General features: G+C 58.5%; 20 protein-coding genes and 2 tRNA genes. All 22 read left to right on the forward strand.

What is annotated here, in order from left to right; all coding sequences use genetic code 11:
* The first annotated feature begins 15 nt into the window (after window positions 1–15).
* The 22 genes from AC2A6O_RS24640 to AC2A6O_RS24745 all read left to right on the forward strand — a co-directional run bounded on the left by AC2A6O_RS24640 (window position 16) and on the right by AC2A6O_RS24745 (window position 20,064).
* Window positions 16–92 (forward strand) — tRNA-Asp (locus tag AC2A6O_RS24640).
* Between the two features lie 54 nt (window positions 93–146).
* Window positions 147–223, forward strand: a tRNA-Asp gene (locus tag AC2A6O_RS24645).
* A gap of 508 nt (window positions 224–731) precedes the next feature.
* Complete coding sequence (locus AC2A6O_RS24650) at window positions 732–1,097, forward strand: NADH-quinone oxidoreductase subunit A (RefSeq protein WP_148586726.1); 366 nt, start codon at window positions 732–734, stop codon at window positions 1,095–1,097.
* Complete coding sequence (locus AC2A6O_RS24655) at window positions 1,088–1,666, forward strand: NuoB/complex I 20 kDa subunit family protein (protein WP_498931054.1); 579 nt, start codon at window positions 1,088–1,090, stop codon at window positions 1,664–1,666. Before AC2A6O_RS24650 ends, AC2A6O_RS24655 begins: the two co-directional genes overlap by 10 nt.
* 182 nt (window positions 1,667–1,848) lie before the next feature.
* Window positions 1,849–2,454, forward strand: coding sequence for an NADH-quinone oxidoreductase subunit C (locus AC2A6O_RS24660; RefSeq protein WP_148586728.1), 606 nt, complete (start codon window positions 1,849–1,851; stop codon window positions 2,452–2,454).
* A gap of 14 nt (window positions 2,455–2,468) precedes the next feature.
* Entirely contained in the window at window positions 2,469–2,912 is a 444-nt protein-coding gene (locus AC2A6O_RS24665) for a GFA family protein (protein WP_498931056.1), read from the forward strand.
* Window positions 2,905–4,089 carry an NADH-quinone oxidoreductase subunit D gene (locus tag AC2A6O_RS24670; RefSeq protein ID WP_148586730.1) on the forward strand — a complete coding sequence of 395 codons (1,185 nt, stop codon included), beginning with the start codon at window positions 2,905–2,907 and terminating at the stop codon, window positions 4,087–4,089. Before AC2A6O_RS24665 ends, AC2A6O_RS24670 begins: the two co-directional genes overlap by 8 nt.
* An 81-nt stretch (window positions 4,090–4,170) precedes the next feature.
* A complete protein-coding gene (gene nuoE, locus AC2A6O_RS24675) occupies window positions 4,171–5,484 on the forward strand; it encodes an NADH-quinone oxidoreductase subunit NuoE (RefSeq protein ID WP_498931059.1) in 1,314 nt (437 codons plus the stop codon).
* A gap of 9 nt (window positions 5,485–5,493) precedes the next feature.
* On the forward strand, window positions 5,494–6,795 hold the full coding sequence (gene nuoF, locus AC2A6O_RS24680) for an NADH-quinone oxidoreductase subunit NuoF (protein ID WP_148586732.1): 1,302 nt from the start codon (window positions 5,494–5,496) through the stop codon (window positions 6,793–6,795).
* A 26-nt stretch (window positions 6,796–6,821) separates the two neighbouring features.
* The gene (nuoG, locus tag AC2A6O_RS24685) at window positions 6,822–8,885 is read left to right on the forward strand and encodes an NADH-quinone oxidoreductase subunit NuoG (RefSeq protein ID WP_498931061.1); all 2,064 of its coding nucleotides are present in this window, start codon (window positions 6,822–6,824) and stop codon (window positions 8,883–8,885) included.
* Between the two features lie 16 nt (window positions 8,886–8,901).
* A complete protein-coding gene (nuoH, locus tag AC2A6O_RS24690) occupies window positions 8,902–9,960 on the forward strand; it encodes an NADH-quinone oxidoreductase subunit NuoH (protein ID WP_498931063.1) in 1,059 nt (352 codons plus the stop codon).
* Entirely contained in the window at window positions 9,957–10,193 is a 237-nt protein-coding gene (locus AC2A6O_RS24695; RefSeq protein ID WP_006934710.1) for a hypothetical protein, read from the forward strand. Before nuoH ends, AC2A6O_RS24695 begins: the two co-directional genes overlap by 4 nt.
* 20 nt (window positions 10,194–10,213) lie before the next feature.
* On the forward strand, window positions 10,214–10,702 hold the full coding sequence (gene nuoI, locus AC2A6O_RS24700) for an NADH-quinone oxidoreductase subunit NuoI (protein ID WP_148586735.1): 489 nt from the start codon (window positions 10,214–10,216) through the stop codon (window positions 10,700–10,702).
* An 89-nt stretch (window positions 10,703–10,791) separates the two neighbouring features.
* Window positions 10,792–11,406 carry an NADH-quinone oxidoreductase subunit J gene (locus AC2A6O_RS24705; RefSeq protein WP_148587343.1) on the forward strand — a complete coding sequence of 205 codons (615 nt, stop codon included), beginning with the start codon at window positions 10,792–10,794 and terminating at the stop codon, window positions 11,404–11,406.
* Between the two features lie 97 nt (window positions 11,407–11,503).
* Entirely contained in the window at window positions 11,504–11,812 is a 309-nt protein-coding gene (gene nuoK / locus AC2A6O_RS24710) for an NADH-quinone oxidoreductase subunit NuoK (protein WP_006934707.1), read from the forward strand.
* A gap of 6 nt (window positions 11,813–11,818) precedes the next feature.
* Complete coding sequence (gene nuoL / locus AC2A6O_RS24715; RefSeq protein WP_498931066.1) at window positions 11,819–13,822, forward strand: NADH-quinone oxidoreductase subunit L; 2,004 nt, start codon at window positions 11,819–11,821, stop codon at window positions 13,820–13,822.
* Complete coding sequence (locus AC2A6O_RS24720) at window positions 13,822–15,348, forward strand: NADH-quinone oxidoreductase subunit M (protein ID WP_148586737.1); 1,527 nt, start codon at window positions 13,822–13,824, stop codon at window positions 15,346–15,348. Before nuoL ends, AC2A6O_RS24720 begins: the two co-directional genes overlap by 1 nt.
* Before the next feature lie 22 nt (window positions 15,349–15,370).
* A complete protein-coding gene (nuoN, locus tag AC2A6O_RS24725) occupies window positions 15,371–16,810 on the forward strand; it encodes an NADH-quinone oxidoreductase subunit NuoN (protein ID WP_498931068.1) in 1,440 nt (479 codons plus the stop codon).
* 77 nt (window positions 16,811–16,887) lie between these two features.
* On the forward strand, window positions 16,888–17,592 hold the full coding sequence (locus AC2A6O_RS24730) for a biotin--[acetyl-CoA-carboxylase] ligase (RefSeq protein ID WP_498931070.1): 705 nt from the start codon (window positions 16,888–16,890) through the stop codon (window positions 17,590–17,592).
* 42 nt (window positions 17,593–17,634) lie between these two features.
* A complete protein-coding gene (locus AC2A6O_RS24735; protein WP_498931072.1) occupies window positions 17,635–19,320 on the forward strand; it encodes a ribonuclease J in 1,686 nt (561 codons plus the stop codon).
* A 45-nt stretch (window positions 19,321–19,365) separates the two neighbouring features.
* The gene (gene mce, locus AC2A6O_RS24740) at window positions 19,366–19,770 is read left to right on the forward strand and encodes a methylmalonyl-CoA epimerase (protein ID WP_148586741.1); all 405 of its coding nucleotides are present in this window, start codon (window positions 19,366–19,368) and stop codon (window positions 19,768–19,770) included.
* Between the two features lie 3 nt (window positions 19,771–19,773).
* Entirely contained in the window at window positions 19,774–20,064 is a 291-nt protein-coding gene (locus tag AC2A6O_RS24745) for a DUF1467 family protein (RefSeq protein WP_148586742.1), read from the forward strand.
* Window positions 20,065–20,162 lie beyond the last annotated feature (98 nt).

The following is a 20,162-nucleotide window of genomic DNA, read 5'->3' on the forward strand; positions in this document are numbered from 1 at the left end:
GCGTTGCCTGACGAAGCGGGTGTAGCTCAGTTGGTTAGAGTGCCGGCCTGTCACGCCGGAGGTCGCGGGTTCGAGCCCCGTCACTCGCGCCACTTCCCATCAATGTACTTTGGTGCAACGGGAAATGGCGCAGATACCGTGAATGTGCGGGTGTAGCTCAGTTGGTTAGAGTGCCGGCCTGTCACGCCGGAGGTCGCGGGTTCGAGCCCCGTCACTCGCGCCACTCACGGTTTCTCTTCTTCACCAGATAAATCTGCCGAAATGGTTACGCCGCGCTTGAAGCGGTTGTCTTGTTGCGCCGGTCGTCGCCCCCCTTGGCATCGACGGTAATATGACTATCATGCGTTCAATGCAGGTGCGGCGCAGTTCATTCAAATTTCAGCTCTTTTGGTGTTTGAATGTCGCAGTTCGCGATTCTGCGCGCGGGTTGAATACGAACGCAGGTGCGGCATATTTCCTGAAGGGTTGTGCAAAGTTTTTGCCCACCTGCAAACTGGCTGAAATTAAGGATTTGTCGGGGGTAGGTGCGAAGTAGGTGCAAACATGGCAAGAGTTTGACCGCATGTGGGTCTTGCGTTGCACCAAGTCGTAAGCTAAGCGTGCGATCGCATGTTGGTTTCATTATGCCGACGGGCACTGCGTGACCTGCCGGTATAATGAGGCAACGGGGCGCGCAGCCCCGGCACCGGATCGCCTCCCGATCCGCCTCCATATGCAAGGACGCGAAAGACATGGAAGAACTCTTGCGGGAATATGTCCCGATCGTTGTGTTCATCGGCATTGCGCTGGTGATCGGCCTTGCGCTGCTTATTTCGCCGTTCATCCTGGCTTACAGGAATCCGGATCCGGAAAAGCTGTCGGCCTATGAGTGCGGTTTCAACGCCTTCGACGATGCGCGCATGAAATTCGACGTGCGCTTTTATCTGGTCTCGATCCTATTCATCATCTTCGACCTTGAAGTCGCGTTCCTGTTCCCCTGGGCAACTGTTTTCGGTGACCTTGGCTGGTTCGGCTTCTGGTCCATGATGGTCTTTCTCGGTGTCCTGACCGTCGGCTTCATCTACGAATGGAAAAAGGGAGCGCTGGAATGGGATTGACCACGACCAAGCCGCTCGTCGCGCCACAGCCGCAGGGTGTTATCGACCCGAACACGGGCAAGCCTGTCGGGGCGGATGACGCATTCTTCATGGGAGTCAACAACGAGTTGGCTGACAAGGGTTTCCTCGTCACCTCCACCGACAACCTCATCCAGTGGGCCCGCACCGGCTCTTTGATGTGGATGACGTTCGGTCTGGCGTGCTGCGCCGTGGAAATGATGCAGATGTCCATGCCGCGCTACGATGCCGAGCGCTTCGGTTTCGCGCCGCGCGCTTCTCCACGCCAGTCCGATGTCATGATCGTTGCCGGAACGCTGACCAACAAGATGGCGCCGGCGCTGCGCAAGGTCTACGACCAGATGCCTGAGCCGCGCTATGTCATCTCCATGGGCTCCTGTGCCAATGGTGGCGGTTACTACCACTATTCCTATTCTGTGGTGCGTGGATGTGACCGGGTCGTGCCGGTCGATATCTATGTGCCGGGCTGTCCTCCGACAGCCGAGGCGCTGCTCTACGGCGTGTTGATGCTTCAAAAGAAGATCCGCCGTACGGGCACGATCGAGCGATAAGGATCTGCCGCCGGAGAGGCGGCGGATTTTTGAGGAAATGGGTGCATGGCGCCCGCGAAACTGACTGACCGGGCCGCGTCCTGTGGGGCGCACTGAAGACCCGGCAAACTGGATCGATCTGCAGTTGGCACGTAACCGGAACCGGTTGGCCGCCTGTTGATCCACGAGTGAGGTCGAACACGATGGACGAGACGTTGAAGGAACTCGCTGAGCATATCGAGCTCGGTCTGGGTGAGTCCCTTGTGTCCTGGAAGGTCGAATACGGTGAGCTGACGCTGACCGTAAACGCGACCGATATTCTCGATGCGATCCGCTTTCTGCGCGACAACAGTTCGTGCAAGTTTGTCAATCTGACGGACATTTGCGGTGTGGACTATCCGTCGCGTGAAAAGCGCTTCGACGTTGTCTATCACTTCCTGTCTCCTGTTCAGAACCAGCGCATCCGCGTGAAGGTGGCCACCGACGAGAATACGCCGGTCGCATCCCTGACACCGCTGTTTCCTGGTGCTGAATGGTTCGAGCGGGAAGCCTACGACATGTATGGCATTCTGTTTTCCGGCCATCCGGATCTTCGCCGTATCCTGACCGACTACGGTTTCGACGGCCACCCGCTGCGCAAGGACTTTCCGGTTACGGGCTTTGTGGAAGTTCGCTACGACGACGAGAAGAAACGCGTTGTCTACGAACCGGTACGCCTGAATCAGGAAATGCGCTCCTTCGACTTCCTCTCGCCCTGGGAAGGCACGGACTACGTGCTGCCTGGTGACGAGAAGGCAACGACGAACTGAGGGGCGGAGCAGGAATGAGCGAACGACTTTCAGGTGGTTGTCTTTGCGGCGAGGTGCGGTTTACCGCAACGCCCGTTGATGGCGAAATGGGGGTCTGCCACTGCGCCATGTGCCGCCGCTGGGCCGGTGGTACATACATGGCCGTCAGCTGCGGATCGATGGACAGTCTTGATGTTGAAGGTGAGGATGCGCTCGGCGTGTACAAGTCTTCCGACTACGGCGAACGGGTTTTCTGCAGCAAATGCGGTTCCTCACTGATGTGGCGCATGGCCGATGGCTCGCATGTGAACGTTTCCGCGCAAGCCTTTGACGACCCTTCCGTGTTCAAGTTCATGTCCGAAATTTTCGTTGACGAACAGCCGGAAAACTACGCTTTCGCTAATGAAACCCGCAGAATGACCGGTCCCGAAGTCATCGCCTATTTCACGCAAAAAATGCAGGAACCTCAAAATGGCTGAGGCTCAGGTTCGTAATTTCAACATCAACTTCGGTCCGCAGCACCCGGCGGCGCACGGTGTGCTGCGTCTCGTGCTTGAACTTGACGGCGAAGTGGTAACGCGTGTGGATCCGCACATCGGTCTCCTGCACCGTGGAACCGAAAAGCTGATCGAGCAGAAGACGTATCTGCAGGCCGTTCCTTATTTCGATCGCCTCGACTATGTGGCGCCGATGAACCAGGAACATGCGTTTGCCCTCGCTGTTGAGCGTATGCTCGGTGTTGAGGTTCCCAAACGCGGCCAGTTGATCCGCGTCCTTTACTCGGAAATCGGCCGTCTGCTGTCGCACCTTCTGAACGTGACGACCCAGGCCATGGACGTCGGCGCCCTGACGCCACCGCTTTGGGGCTTTGAGCCCCGCGAAGAGCTGATGGTGTTCTACGAGCGGGCCTGCGGTGCGCGTATGCACGCCGCTTACGTCCGTCCGGGCGGTGTTCACCAGGATCTGTCGCGCGAGTTGCTCGACGATATCTGGGATTTCTGCGATCCGTTCCTGCAGACGCTGGACGATATCGAGGGTCTCCTGACCGACAACCGCATTTTCAAGCAGCGTAACGTTGACATCGGCGTTGTCGATCTGGACGACGCTTGGGCGTGGGGCTTCTCCGGTGTGATGGTTCGCGGCTCCGGTGCGCCTTGGGATCTGCGCAAGTCGCAGCCTTATGAATGCTATTCCGAACTTGATTTCGATATCCCGATCGGCAAGAACGGTGACTGCTATGACCGCTACCTGATCCGCATGGAAGAAATGCGCCAGTCAGTCCGGATCATGAAGCAGTGTCTTGAAAAGCTGACCGTCGAAACCGGTCCGATTTCCTCTATCGACGGCAAGATCGTGCCGCCGAAGCGTGGTGAGATGAAGCGTTCCATGGAAGCGCTTATTCACCACTTCAAGCTTTACACCGAAGGCTATCACGTGCCCGAGGGCGAAGTTTACGCCGCCGTCGAGGCACCGAAGGGTGAATTCGGCGTCTACGTGGTCGCGGACGGTACCAACAAGCCGTACCGTTGCAAGATCAAGGCTCCGGGTTACAGCCACCTACAGGCCATGGACTTCCTGTGCCGCGGGCACATGCTTGCCGACGTTTCGGCAGTGCTGGGGTCGATGGACATCGTGTTCGGTGAGGTCGACCGCTGATGCGGGCGGCTCACAACCAATTTTCGACCCTGGCAGCCGCCCGTCCGGCTCCGGTCATTATGACAGAACGGGGATAACACCATGGCAGTTCGTCGACTTGCCGCGGAACAACCAGAAAGCTTCGCGTTCACCGAGAAGAACCTCGAGTGGGCGAAGAAGCTGATCGACCGTTATCCGGAAGGCCGTCAGGCCTCCGCGGTCATTCCGCTTTTGTGGCGTGCGCAGGAACAGAACGATGGCTGGGTGAGTGAGCCGGCGATCCGCTATATCGCGGAGCTGCTGGACATGCCGAAGATCCGTGTTCTGGAAGTGGCAACGTTCTACACCATGTTCCAGTTGCAGCCGGTCGGAAAGAAGGCGCACATCCAAGTTTGCGGCACGACGCCCTGTCAGCTACGCGGTTCCGAAGATCTGATCAAGATCTGCAAGAGCCGCATTGCCAAGCACATGCACGAAATTTCCGAGGACGGCATGTTCTCCTGGGAAGAAGTCGAGTGCCTGGGAGCTTGCGTGAATGCGCCGATGGTGCAGATCTTCAAGGATACCTATGAAGACCTCACGCCGGATAGCTTCAACGAATTGATCGATGATATTGCCGCCGGCAAGGAAGTGACACCGGGCCCGCAAAACGGTCGCCGGTTTGCCATGGCCGAGGGGGGGCAGACGAGCCTGACCGAGATCGATGACGATACAAAGGGTGTTCTGCCTGTCCCGCATCTGGTCGATGGATCTGAAGTAGCCTCTCATGCCTTTGCCGGTCCTTCGATCAACGCAGGCGGCAACGATTATGATGGTGTGCCGACGCCGGCTGAAGACGCGGTCGCTCGTGTGAGAGCTGCTCATGCAGCCAAATCCGAGCAGAAGACCGAAGAACCTGTTGGCAAAGTTGCCGCACCGGAGAAAGCAAAGCCTGCGGCGCCCAAAAAGGCGCAGTCTGGTGAGGGCGACGCCGCAACGTCTCCTTCCACACCCAAGGCGCGCAGCGAGAACAAGGGTCGTCCCGATTCAAACGACCGGACAGAAGTCGAGGTTGCTCGCACCGCTGATGCCAGTGATGACGAGACCTCCGCAGCGGACAAGGGCGGTGAGGGCGAGAAAGAGCCTGAGCTGCTGAAGTCAGCGCGTGACGGCAAGGCAGACGACCTCAAGAAACTCAAGGGCGTCGGACCCAAGCTGGAAGAAACGCTCAACGAACTCGGGTTCTACCATTTCGACCAGGTCGCAAACTGGGGTCCTCAGGAGATTGCCTGGGTCGATAGCCGGTTGAAGTTCAAGGGCCGGATCGAGCGTGATGGCTGGGTCGAACAGGCAAAGATCCTCGCTTCCGGCGAGGAAACGGAATTTTCCAAGCGCGTGGAAGCCGGTGAAGTGGCCTCCTCCAAGAGCGAAGACTAGGGGGAAGAGATGCTGAAGGATCAGGATCGGATCTTCACCAATATCTACGGTCTCCACGACTGGGGCCTGGAAGGCGCCAAGAAGCGCGGACAGTGGGACGATACCAAGGGCCTCATCGACAAGGGGCGCGACTGGATCATTCAGGAAATGAAGGATTCGGGTCTGCGTGGCCGTGGCGGTGCGGGCTTCCCGACTGGCTTGAAATGGTCGTTCATGCCGAAAGAGTCCGATGGCCGTCCGGCATATCTCGTCGTCAACGCCGACGAGTCCGAGCCAGGCACCTGCAAGGACCGCGAAATTCTGCGGCACGATCCGCACACGCTGGTCGAAGGTTGCCTCGTCGCCGGTTATGCGATGGGTGCCATTGCTGCGTATATCTACGTACGCGGCGAGTTCATTCGTGAGCGCGAACGCCTTCAGGCAGCTATCGACCAGGCGTATGACGCCGGTCTGATCGGCAAGAACAACAAGAACGGCTACGACTTCGACATTTATGTCCACCACGGTGCAGGCGCCTACATCTGCGGCGAGGAAACTGCGCTGCTGGAGAGCCTGGAAGGCAAGAAGGGCCAACCGCGCCTGAAGCCGCCGTTCCCGGCGAACGTCGGCCTCTATGGTTGCCCGACCACGGTGAACAACGTGGAATCGATCGCTGTTGCTCCGACCATCCTGCGCCGCGGTGCTGCATGGTTCTCGGCGCTCGGCCGTCCGAACAACACAGGTACCAAGCTTTTCTGCGTTTCCGGTCACGTCAACCAGCCGTCGACCTTCGAGGAAGAGCTGGGCGTTCCGTTTGCCGAGATGATTGACAAGCATTGCGGTGGCATCCGGGGCGGTTGGGACAATCTGCTTGCCGTTATTCCAGGCGGTTCATCTGTTCCGTGTCTGACATCGGAGCAGATCAAGGACGCGCCGATGGACTTCGACACGTTGCGCGGCCTCGGCTCCGGCCTGGGCACGGCGGCCGTGATCGTGATGGACAAGTCGACAGACATCATCAAGGCCATTGCCCGCCTGTCCTACTTCTACAAACACGAAAGCTGCGGCCAGTGCACGCCGTGCCGTGAAGGCACGGGCTGGATGTGGCGTGTGATGGAACGCATGGTCAAGGGTGAGTCCTCCTATGAGGAAATCGACATGCTGTTCAAGGTGACCAAGCAGGTCGAAGGCCACACGATTTGCGCACTCGGGGACGCGGCCGCCTGGCCGATCCAGGGTTTGATCAAGAATTTCCGGCCTGTTATCGAGCAACGCATCGATGACTATGTCGCCAAGTCGAAGTCTTCTTCGACCATGGTGGCGGCTGAGTAAGCGGAACGGGATTTGGAGAGCAACGGATGACGAAGCTCATCATCGACGGCAAGGAAGTGGAAGTCCCGGCGGACTACACGCTGCTTCAGGCCTGTGAAGAGGCGGGCACCGAGGTTCCGCGCTTCTGTTACCATGACCGGCTGTCGATTGCCGGCAACTGCCGCATGTGCCTGGTGGAAGTGAAGGGCGGACCGCCCAAGCCGACCGCCTCCTGCGCCATGGGTGTGAAGGACCTGCGTCCGGGACCCAACGGCGAGCCGCCGGTAGTCGAGACCAAGTCCGAAATGGTCAAGAAGGCCCGCGAAGGGGTGATGGAGTTCCTGCTCATCAACCACCCGCTGGATTGCCCCATCTGTGACCAGGGCGGCGAGTGCGACCTGCAGGACCAGGCGATGGCCTATGGCGTCGATGGATCCAGGTTCCACGAGAACAAGCGCGCTGTCGAGAACAAGGAAATCGGTCCGCTGATCAAGACGATCATGACCCGCTGCATCCATTGCACACGTTGCGTCCGTTTCACGACGGAAGTGTGCGGTGTCACCGATATGGGCCTGATCGGCCGCGGCGAAGATGCGGAAATCACCACCTATCTCGAGGCGGCTCTTTCGTCCGAAATGCAGGGCAACGTCGCAGACCTTTGCCCGGTTGGTGCCTTGACGCACAAGCCTTATGAGTTCCACGCCCGTCCTTGGGAATTGACCAAGACCGAAAGCATCGACGTGATGGACGCGGTTGGCTCCGCGATCCGTGTCGACACGCGCGGCAAGGAAGTCATGCGGGTGATGCCGCGCCTCAACGAAGAGGTGAACGAGGAGTGGATCTCCGACAAGTCCCGTTACATCTGGGACGGTCTGAAGACCCAGCGCCTCGACCGGCCTTATGCCAAGAAGGACGGCAAGCTGCAGCCTGTGTCCTGGGGCGAAGCGTTCCAGATCATCGCCGACAAGGTGAAGGCCACGAGCGCTGACAAAGTCGGTGCTCTGGCCGGCCAGATGGCAGGCGTTGAGGACATGTTTGCGCTGAAGACCCTGATGGAAAAGCTTGGTGTTGCCAACATCGATAGCCGCTTCCCGGGATCTCCGCTGCATCCGAAAAATGGCCGTGCAAGCTATCTCTTCAACAGCACCATACAAGGCATTGAAGACGCTGACGCGATCATGCTGATTGGCACCAACCCGCGCCAGGAAGCACCGGTTCTGAACGCCCGTATCCGCAAACGCTGGGTCCGGGGCGACGTGACCATCGGCCTGATCGGCGAAAATGCAGACCTGACCTATCCGGTGACCTATCTGGGGGCCGGTCCGGACAGCCTGAAGCAATTCGTGAAGCACGCTCCGGCAAAGTCCGAGCGTCCGATGTTCATCATCGGCCAGGGTGCGCTGAACCGTCCGGACGGGGCTGAAATCCTGGCAACGCTTGCCGAGGCTGCCAAGTCTCTGGGTGTCGTGAAAGACGGCTGGAACGGTTTCAACATCCTGCACACCGAAGCTTCGCAGGTCGGCGCGCTCGATCTCGGTTTCGTACCGGGCGAGGGTGGCAAGGACACCGGCGCAATGCTCGAGCCGGGCGCACTGGATGTGCTGTTCCTGCTCGGCGTCGATGAAGTTGAAGTTCCGGAAGGGGCTTTCGTTGTCTACCAGGGGACGCATGGCGACCGCGGTGCACATCGTGCCGACGTGATTCTGCCAGGTGCCGCCTACACGGAAAAATCCGCGATCTACGTCAACACCGAAGGCCGCGTCCAGATGGCTGACCGGGCTGCGTTCCCTCCGGGCGATGCCCGCGAGGACTGGGCGATCCTGCGGGCATTGTCTGCGGTTCTTGGTCAGACGCTGGAGTTCAACTCTCTTGCCGAATTGCGTGCCAAGCTGTTTGAAGCTGTGCCGCACATGACGGGCATTGATGCGATCGAGGCCGGTGATGCTGGCGATATCGAAAAGCTCGGTAACGCCAAGGCCGATATGGATAGCGCGGGCTTCGCCAACGTGATCCGCGACTTTTACCTGACCAACCCGATCGCTCGCGCGTCGAAGACGATGGCCGAGTGTTCGGCGCTCGCCAAAACGCGAGCGGCAGAAGCAGCAGAATAAGGGGTAGGGGACCGATATGTCTGAGTTCATGACGACCTACGGTTGGCCGTTCCTCTGGATGGCGTTCCAGAGCATTCTGCTGATGGTCGTGCTTCTGGTGATTGTCGCCTATGTGCTTTACGCAGACCGCAAGATCTGGGCTGCTGTCCAGATCCGCCGTGGTCCGAACGTGGTTGGCCCATGGGGCTTGCTACAGAGTTTCGCCGACCTCTTGAAGTTCGTTCTGAAAGAGCCGGTGATCCCGTCCGGGTCCAACAAGGTGCTGTTCCTGCTGGCGCCACTGGTGTCCGTGCTTCTGGCTCTTGCAGCCTGGGCCGTTATCCCGGTGGCGGACGGTTGGGTGATCGCCAACATCAACCTCGGCGTTCTCTTTGTCTTCGCGGTGTCATCGCTGGAAGTCTACGGTGTCATTATCGGTGGTTGGGCATCCAACTCCAAGTACCCGTTCCTGTCGGCGCTGCGTTCCGCCGCGCAGATGGTTTCCTATGAAGTTTCCATCGGGTTCGTCATCGTAACCGTGCTTCTGTGCGCCGGAACGTTGAACCTGTCCGGGATCGTACACGCTCAGCAAACCGGTCTTGCCAACATGCTCGGCGTGCCGTGGCTGTCGTTGCTGAATTGGTACTGGTTGCCGCTGTTCCCGATGTTCGTGGTGTTCTTCATCTCCGCGCTGGCTGAAACCAACCGTCCGCCATTTGATCTTGCGGAAGCGGAATCGGAACTGGTTGCCGGCTTCATGGTGGAATACGGCTCGACCCCGTACATGATGTTCATGCTCGGAGAATATGTCGCCATCTGCCTGATGTGCGCCCTGATGAGCATCTTCTTCATGGGGGGATGGCTGCCGCCATTCGACTTCGCACCCTTTACCTGGGTTCCGGGCATCGTCTGGTTCCTTCTGAAGTGTCTCCTTGGCTTCTTCATGTTCGCCATGGTGAAGGCAATGGTTCCGCGCTACCGCTATGACCAACTGATGCGCCTGGGCTGGAAAGTGTTCCTGCCGCTGTCGCTCGCCATGGTCGTGGTCGTTGCCGCAGTCCTGATGATCATGGGCTGGGCACCGGGCTCAGCGTGACCATCTCGCTCGCCGGTGCAATCGGCGCCGCCGTCGGACTTTATGTCGGCTGGCTCGATTGGAAGATCCTGAAGGGGATGCTTCAGGCGGCTGAGACGAAGAACAGACAAGCTGGCGGCGACGGTGGTGTCGCAGCCAGACACAAGGCGCTCCTGGGCGCACTGGTTTTTGGAGTTCCGGTGTTCGGTTTCCCGATCATCGGCTATTGGGCCGCCAGTCAACTGGCTGGTTGAGGAAAGAGAGGCTAAAAGCGATGGGACTTAGTCAAGCCGTCAAATCGCTGTTTCTGCAGGAGTTCGTGTCTGCCTTCGTTCTGGCGATGCGCTACTTCTTCAAGCCGAAACCAACGGTCAATTATCCGTTTGAAAAGGGCCCGGTGAGCCCGCGTTTCCGCGGGGAACATGCCCTGCGCCGTTATCCGAACGGCGAAGAGCGCTGCATCGCCTGCAAACTGTGCGAAGCGATTTGCCCGGCACAGGCGATCACCATCGAGGCCGGTCCGCGCCGCAACGATGGCACGCGCCGCACCACGCGGTACGACATCGACATGGTCAAATGCATCTATTGCGGCTTCTGTCAGGAAGCCTGCCCGGTGGACGCGATCGTCGAGGGCCCCAATTTCGAATTCGCTGCGGAAACCCGTGAAGAGCTTTACTACGACAAGGAAAAGCTGCTTGCGAATGGCGACCGTTGGGAACGCGAAATTGCCCGCAACATTGAAATGGATGCTCCTTACCGTTAGGAGCATACACACCAATGGATTCTAGCCCGGCAATCCGGTCGGGCACAGTACTTCCGGCCGCAAGGCCACACGACAGGCAGGTCTTCGAAATGATCCTGAAAGCCCTCTTTTTCTACCTGTTTGCCGGCGTCACACTGGCGTCAGCATTCATGGTGATCGCGTCGCGCAATCCGGTGACGTCGGTTCTTTTCCTGATCCTGGCGTTTGTGAATTCCGCAGGTCTTTTCATTCTGCTGGGTGCCGAATACCTGGCCCTTCTGCTGGTGGTCGTCTATGTCGGCGCGGTAGCGGTGCTGTTCCTGTTCGTCGTCATGATGCTGGATGTGGACTTTGTCGAATTACGACAGGGCTTCCTGCAGTATCTGCCTATCGGCACGCTGGTCGGTGTGATTCTGCTGGTCGAGCTGCTGATGGGCCTCGGTGCCTGGGTCATCGCACCGGGTGTTCTCGGCCATGGGGCTGAACCAATGCCCGCGCTGAGCGAGGTGAGCAACATCCAGGCAATCGGATCGGTGCTCTACACCAAGTACATCTACTTCTTCCAGGTCGCTGGCCTGGTTCTTCTGGTGGCCATGATCGGGGCAATTGTCCTGACCCTGCGCCACAAGCCAAATGTCAAACGTCAAAGCATTCCGGACCAGGTTGCGCGCAATCGCGAAACCTCTATCGAGGTCCGCAAGGTGGAAACGGGCAAGGGTATCTGACGCAACCACGTTGCGTTTTCGAGAAAGTCCGGGAACCGGCACGCTCCTCCGTGCTGTTTCCGGTTTGGGTAAACGAGGGGAGCACGGCGAGGCGCCCATGGAAATCGGTCTGTCGCACTATCTGTCGGTCGCGGCGATCCTGTTCACAATCGGGATCTTCGGGATCTTCCTGAACAGGAAAAACGTGATTGTTATCTTGATGTCTATCGAACTGCTTTTGCTGTCGGTGAACATCAACTTTGTCGCCTTCTCGTCGTTCCTCGGCGACATGATGGGCCAGATCTTCACCATGCTGGTTCTTACCGTGGCTGCCGCAGAGGCCGCCATCGGCCTTGCGATCCTGGTGGTCTTCCACCGGAACCGCGGCTCCATCGCCGTGGAAGACGTCAACGTGATGAAAGGGTAGGAGCTGATGTATTCCGCAATCCTGTTCCTGCCGCTGATCGGCTTCCTGATCGCCGGTCTTTTTGGCCGCGCTATCGGAGCCAAGGCCAGTGAATATATTACCAGTGGTCTGCTGATCGTTGCAGCACTGCTGTCCTGGATCACCTTCTTCGGGTTCTGGCTCGGCGGTTCCGAATTGCAGGTCGTTGATCTGTTCCGCTGGATCAATGCCGGTGACCTCAAGGTATCCTGGTCCATCCGGGTCGATACATTGACTGCCGTGATGCTGATCGTGGTGACTACGGTCTCCGCGGTGGTGCACGTCTATTCGATTGGCTATATGCATCACGACCCGCATCGCCCGCGTTTCTTTGCCTATCTGTCGCTGTTTACGTTCGCGATGCTGTCGCTGGTAACAGCCGATAACCTGCTGCAGATGTTCTTCGGCTGGGAAGGGGTGGGCCTTGCCTCTTATCTCCTGATCGGCTTCTGGTACCAGAAGCCATCTGCAAACGCGGCCGCGATGAAGGCATTCGTCGTCAACCGCGTTGGTGACTTCGGATTTGCGCTTGGCATTTTCGGCGTTTTCTATCTGTTCCAGAGCATCGATTTCACGACCATCTTCAACGATGCGCCGTCCTTCATTCAGGAGCACGGCGAGGTGATGACGTTCCTTGGTTATCATCTTGATCCGCATGCCGCGATGACGGTCGTCTGCCTGCTGCTCTTCATGGGCGCCATGGGCAAGTCGGCTCAGTTCCTGCTGCACACCTGGCTGCCGGACGCCATGGAAGGCCCGACGCCGGTGTCGGCGCTTATCCACGCGGCAACCATGGTGACCGCGGGTGTCTTCATGGTGGCACGCTTGTCGCCGCTGATGGAACTCTCGCACACCGCGCTGACAGTGATCGTGTTCTTCGGTGCAACGACGGCCTTTTTCGCCGCGACCATCGGTCTGGTGCAGAACGACATCAAGCGCGTGATTGCCTATTCGACCTGTTCTCAGCTCGGGTACATGTTCGTCGCGCTTGGGGTAGGGGCTTACTCAATCGGTATCTTCCACCTGTTCACGCACGCCTTCTTCAAGGCGCTCCTGTTCCTATGCGCCGGTTCGGTCATTCACTCCGTTTCCGACGAGCAGGACATGCGCAAGATGGGTGGGCTGCGGAAGCATATTCCGATTACCTACTGGACGATGATGATCGGGACGCTCGCCCTGACGGGTGTCGGCATTCCGTTCACCCATATCGGTTTCGCAGGCTTCATTTCCAAGGATGCGATCATCGAGGTGGCCTTTGCAGGCTCCACGGGCGAACACGCCAATCCGATGGCGCTTTACGGCTTCTGGATGACCGTGATCGCTGCTGCACTGACGTCGTTCTACTCCTGGCGTTTGACCTTCATGACCTTCCACGGCAAGCCGCGTGCTTCTGTCGATGTTATGAAACACGTGCATGAATCGCCGCTGGTGATGACCGTGCCGCTGTTCATCCTGTCCATCGGCGCCGCACTTGCCGGCATGGTCTTCTACGGTTCGTTCTATGGCGAGGGCTATGCGGAGTTCTGGAAGGGCGCGCTGTTCACAGGTGAAACCAACCATGTGTTGCATGCCATGCATGACGTACCCGGCTGGGTGACGGTCTCGCCGTTCGTGATGATGGTTCTGGGCTTCCTGGTTGCCTACCAGTTCTATGTCCGCTCTCCGGAGATGCCGAAGCAGCTGGCGGAGCGCCATTCCGGCCTCTATCAGTTCCTGCTCAACAAGTGGTACTTCGACGAGCTCTATAACTTCATCTTTGTCCGTCCTGCCATGTGGCTCGGCCGGGTCCTCTGGAAGAAGGGCGATGGAACCGTGATCGACGGTTACGGCCCGAACGGTGTTGCCGCCCGTGTCCAGAACCTGACCGACTGGGTCGTCAGACTGCAGACCGGATATCTCTATCACTATGCATTTGCGATGCTGATCGGTGTGGCTGCGCTTATCACCTGGTCGATGTTCACCGGTGCGGGCACCGGCGGGGGTGCACACTAATGATTGACTGGCCAATTCTGTCACTCACGACGTTCTTGCCGCTGCTGGGCGTGCTCTTCATTCTCCTGGTTCCGGGAAATGACGAGGGCAGCAAGAAGAACATCCGTATGGTCGCTCTGGTGACCACGTCGGTGACCTTTCTTCTGTCACTGTTCATCTGGGGCAATTTCGACTACGAGAACTCCGGTTTCCAGTTCCTGGAGCACCGCGAATGGCTGGGTAGCAACATCAGCTACCGCATGGGCGTTGACGGTATTTCCGTCCTCTTCGTGATCCTGACCACCTTCCTGATGCCGTTCTGCATCCTGGCCTCCTGGGACAGCGTACAGAAGCGGGTAAAGGAATACATGATCGCGTTCCTCGTTCTGGAAACGCTGATGATCGGCGTCTTCTGCGCGATGGATCTGGTCGTGTTCTACGTCTTCTTCGAAGCCGGCCTTATTCCGATGTTCCTGATCATCGGTGTGTGGGGCGGTCCACGCAGGGTCTACGCGTCCTACAAGTTCTTCCTCTATACGCTGCTCGGCTCCGTTCTGATGCTGATCGCCATCATGGCGATGTACTGGAACGCCGGCACCACCAACATTGAAGAGTTGCTGGTGCATCAGTTCCCGGGTGGAATGCAGACTTGGCTCTGGCTGGCTTTCTTCGCGAGCTTTGCCGTGAAGATGCCGATGTGGCCGGTGCATACCTGGTTGCCGGACGCGCACGTGGAAGCACCTACTGCCGGGTCCGTCATTCTGGCTGGCGTGCTCCTGAAGCTTGGCGGTTACGGCTTGCTGCGCTTCTCGCTGCCGATGTTCCCGCTTGCCTCCGACATGTTTGCACCCTTCGTGTTCACGCTGTCTGTGGTGGCGATCATCTACACGTCTCTCGTGGCACTCGCCCAGGAGGACATCAAGAAACTGATCGCCTATTCATCGGTCGCTCACATGGGCTACGTCACCATGGGCATCTTCACGATGACAGAGCAGGGCGTGCAGGGTGGTATCTTCCAGATGCTTTCCCACGGCATTGTCTCCGGTGCGCTGTTCCTTTGTGTGGGCGTCATCTATGACCGGATGCACACGCGTGACATCACGGCCTATGGCGGTCTGGTGAACCGGATGCCCAAGTATGCGGTCGCGTTCCTGATCTTCACGATGGCCAACGTCGGTCTTCCGGGAACATCCGGATTCGTTGGTGAAATCCTGACGCTGATGGGGGCGTTCCAGGTCAATACCTGGGTGGCGTTCTTTGCGACCACGGGTGTTATCCTGTCTGCCGCCTATGCGCTTTTCCTGTACCGCCGCGTCGTTTTCGGCGCGCTGGAAAAGGAAAGCCTCAAGTCGATCCTCGACCTCAACCTGCGGGAAAAGGTCATCCTGGTTCCCATGATCATCCTGACTATCTTCTTCGGGTTCTATCCGATGGCGATCCTGGATGTGACACAGGGAGCAGTCGACAATCTCATCAATCAATACACCGCGGCGCTCGACGCGGCTGGCATAGTCCAGCACGCAGCATCCGCCGCCGTGGCCCACTAGGTTTCGAGGACGAGACAGAGCTATGTCTGAATTGACCCTATTGCCAGATCTCAAGCCGGTTCTGCCGGAGATCATCCTGGCCCTCGGAGCCATGGTGCTGCTGATGATCGGCGCCTTTGGCGGCAAGCGTGTCAGCTACGCCGTCTTCGGCGGAGCAATGGGCCTGCTCGGCGGCACCTTCCTGGTGCTTCTGTTCGTGCCGGCCTATGGTGAAACCTTCGGCGGTTCCTTCATCCTGGACGATTTCGCCTACCTGCTCAAATTGCTGGTGCTGGCGGGTTCGTTCTTTGCCATCGCCATGTCCTGGGCCTATGCCAAGAGCCAGTCCTTCGACCATTTCGAATATCCGATCCTGATCGTACTGGCGACGCTCGGCATGATGCTGATGTTGTCGGCCAACGACATGATTGCGCTTTATCTCGGTCTGGAGCTGCAGAGTCTCGCACTCTACGTCGTTGCCGCCATCAACCGTGACAGCGTTCGCTCGACGGAAGCCGGTCTGAAGTATTTCGTTCTGGGCGCTCTGTCTTCGGGCATGCTGCTCTACGGTATGTCACTGGTCTATGGCTTTACCGGTCAGATCGCTTTCGATGGCATTGCAGAAGCGTTGGCGCACGACGGAGCGTCTATCGGTCTCGTGATTGGCCTGACGTTCATTCTTGCCGGTATTGCCTTCAAGATTTCCGTGGTGCCGTTCCACATGTGGACGCCGGATGTCTATGAAGGTGCGCCAACTCCAGTCACTGCCTTCCTGGCGGCTGCGCCCAAAGTCGCTGCGATGGGCATGCTGGTCCGCATCGTGATCGAGGGCTTCCAGCCGGTTACGAGTGACTGGCAGCAGATCATCGTGTTCGTGTCGATTGCGTCCATGGTGCTTGGTGCGTTTGCTGCTATTGGGCAGCACAACCTGAAGCGACTGATGGCCTATTCGTCCATTGGTCACATGGGTTACGCCCTGGTTGGCCTGGCCGCCGGCACCCAGACGGGTGTAGAAGGCGTGATCTTCTACATGATCGCCTACATGGGCATGACGCTTGGCGTGTTCGCCTGCATCCTGTCCATGCGCCGCAAGGATGGCATGGTCGAAGAGATCAACGATCTGGCCGGCCTGTCTCAGACCAATCTTCCGATGGCTATACTGCTGGGCCTCTTGATGTTCTCGCTCGCCGGTATCCCACCGTTGGTCGGTTTCTTCGGCAAGTGGTATGTCTTCAGCGCGGCAGTCGAGGCGGGGCTGTTCCCGCTGGCCATTGTCGGTGTGGTCGCGTCTGTTGTAGGGGCCTATTATTACCTGCGTATCGTCAAGGTGATGTTCTTCGATGAACCGGCTGAAGCCTTCGAGGCCATGCCGATGGAGCTTCGCGTTGTTCTTGGTCTGTCGAGCCTGTTCGTGATCTTCTTCTGGCTGGCACCAGGGCAGATCGTCGGTGCGGCAAGCACTGCTGCGCAGTCGCTCTTCTGACCGACCTTATGATGCTGTATGGATCTGAACGTCCGGCGCCCGGTGCGCCGGACTTTCGCGTTGTGGAACTCGAAACTGTGGGTTCCACAAATTCGCTGTGTTTTGACCGTGCCCGGCAAGGCGACGCCGGGAAATTGTGGATCCGGGCAGAAGAACAGACCTCCGGGCGTGGCCGAAGGGGACGTGACTGGTCCTCACCGAAGGGCAATCTGTTCGCAAGTTTGCTTTTGATCGACCCCAAACCGGCCGAACGGATTGGCGAATTGCCGCTTGCTGCCGCTGTTGCGCTCGCTGAAGCCGTTGACAAAGCTGCCGGTACACTGCAACTGGTAAGTCTGAAGTGGCCGAACGATCTGCTTGTTGAGGAGGCGAAGCTGTCCGGCATACTGCTGGAGGCTGAAACACTGGCGGATGGACGCCAGGCGGTTGTCCTCGGTTTCGGTGTGAATTGTGTTTCCCACCCGCCGTTGTCTCTGTACCAGGCGACAGATCTGAGGAGCCTGGGCTATCAGGTTAAAGCTCAGCGGCTGCTCGACTGTCTGGCAGAGACGGTTGCGGACAATCTGTCCCGCTGGCAGCAACCAGATGGGTTCAATGAAATTCGCCTTGCCTGGCTGAAACGGGCGGCGCATCTGGGCAAGACCATAACGGTTCGAACCGCCCAGGAAGAGATTACCGGCACTTTTGCCGATCTGGACGCACGCGGATACCTGGTCTTGAAGCAGGACGGTGGCGGCGAGCGTACGATTTATGCGGGTGATGTGTTTCTGCCTGGTGCCTGAGCGCCGGGCCGTTGCCCGATCTGACGTTTAAAGGAGTAATTCATGGCTTCGGCCAAGAACAAGAACAACAACAACGATATCGTGTTTCTGCCATTGGGCGGGGTTGGCGAAATCGGCATGAACCTCGGTCTGTACGGCTACGGGCCGGAGGACGACCGGACATGGCTCATCGTCGATTGCGGCGTGAGTTTTGCCGGACCGGAGCTCCCGGGTATCGATGTGGTCGTCCCGGATATCAAGTTTCTGGAAGATGAAGTCGACAATATCGCCGGCATGGTGATCACCCATGCGCATGAGGACCATTACGGTGGCATCCTGCACCTTTGGCCTTACCTGAAGGTGCCGGTCTATGCGACGGCCTTCACTGCCGGGCTGCTCGCCGCCAAGACGGAAAGCGAGCCGGGTGCGGAAGAAGTGCCGGTGACGGTTGTCAAGCAGGGCGAGCGCCACAAGATCGGTCCATTCGATGTCGAATTTGTAGCGATGGCGCACTCCATCCCCGAACCTTGTGCTCTGGCGATCCGCACACCGGCCGGAATGGTGCTGCATACCGGCGACTGGAAGATTGACCGCACGCCCGGCGTCGGGCTTCCGATCGATCTCGATCGGCTTGCAGAGCTTGGGCGGGAAGGCGTGATGGCGCTTGTCTGCGACAGCACCAATGCTATCCGCGAAGGGGTTAGCCCAAGCGAGGCTGATGTTTCCGTCGAGCTGAAGAAAGTGATGGCCAAGGCCAGCAAGCGCATTGCCGTCACCACATTTGCGTCCAACGTGGCGCGTATTCGCGCCATTGCGGAAGCAGCTGCTGCCAACGACCGCGACATGGTGATTGTCGGCCGCTCGATGCATCGGGTGATCGAGGTTGCCGGCGAGCTGGGATATCTGGATGGGCTGAAGTCGTTCCACGATGAAGAGGCTTACGGCTATCTGCCCCGCGAAAAGACGGTGCTCTTGTGCACCGGCTCCCAGGGGGAGGCGCGTGCCGCACTTGCCAGGATCGCGGCCGGAGAGCACCGTAATATCGCGTTGTCAAAGGGCGATATGGTCATCTTTTCCTCGCGCACGATTCCCGGCAACGAGAAAGCCGTTGCTGAGGTGCTGAACAATCTCGCTGACAAAGATGTCAACATTATCACCGACCGCGACGCGCTTGTGCATGTGTCCGGTCACCCCCGCAGAGGCGAACTCGAGCAGCTTTACAAGTTGCTCCAGCCGAAAGTCGTGCTTCCCGTTCACGGTGAACCGTTGCATCTTGCGGCCCACGCTGCGCTTGCAAAGGACCTTGGTGTGCCTGAGGTGGTGCGCGGCAAGAACGGGGACATCATCCGTCTGAGCGCGGGCCGTGCCGCAATCATCGATGAGGCTCCATCGGGTATTCTGGTGAAAGATGGCGACATCCTGGACGATCCGGAAGTCACCGGCGTAAGAGAACGGCGTAAACTGTCGTTCGCAGGCGCTGCCGTCATTGCACTGGTGGTCAACCGGGCAGGGGATCTTCTGGACGATCCCAATGTGGCACTGCTGGGCTTGCCGGACACCGATGATGAAGGTGATCCGATGGAGGATATCGTCATCAAGGCCGTAAGAGGGGCTGTCACCAGCATCCCGAAGGGTCGGCGAAAGGACAAGGATCTGGTTGCAGAGGCCGCGCGCCGTGCAGCTCGATCCGAGATCCAGAAGGTCTGGGGCAAAAAGACGCTCTGCAAGGTGATGGTGACCCAACTATAGTCATCTCGGCGGCCCGGGTGGCCGCCGACAGCGGAGGTTTCTCAAATGATCGGACGGCTCAATCATGTCGCCATTGCGGTTTCGGATATCGAATCGGCAACGGCAGTTTACCGGGATACGCTCGGGGCTGAGGTTTCAGCCAAGGAAGAGCAACCGGATCACGGCGTCAGCACGGTGTTTATCCACCTGCCGAACACCAAGATCGAGCTGCTCGAACCGCTCGGAGAGAATTCTCCCATTGCGAAGTTTCTGGAAAAGAACCCATCCGGCGGCATTCATCACGTCTGCTACGAGGTCGATGACATCATTGCCGCCCGCGACAAGCTGCTGGCAGATGGTGCCAGGGTGCTTGGCGATGGTGAACCGAAGATCGGTGCGCACGGAAAGCCTGTTCTGTTTCTCCATCCCAAGGACTTTCTCGGAACCTTGACCGAACTGGAAGAGGCTTAATTCATGTCGATCCCGTTTGGCATGGCCATCTATTTCATACTCTGGTGGATTTTCCTGTTCGCCATGCTGCCGTTCGGGTTGCACCGGACGCAGGAGGAAGCAGGCGAGATTGTTCCTGGCTCCGAGCCAAGCGCTCCGGAGCGTCCCAATTTCAGTCGGGTCATCATCCTGACCACCGTCGTGACGACGGTGGTCTTTGTCGGGTATCTCGGTTTGCGCAGTTCAGGATTTGGGCTCGACGATATCCCGTTCCTGAACCCGCCCGCAGGCAGCTATAGCCACCCGTCCGACTGACGAGGCGCTGTCCGGATGTCTCGAACCGGGCTCTATGAGTATCGAAGTTCAGAGCAAAGAAAACCGGCAGCGTAGCTGCAAAGAAAAAAGGCAGAGCC

The sequence above is a fragment of the Labrenzia sp. ATLA3 genome (genome assembly GCF_057180185.1).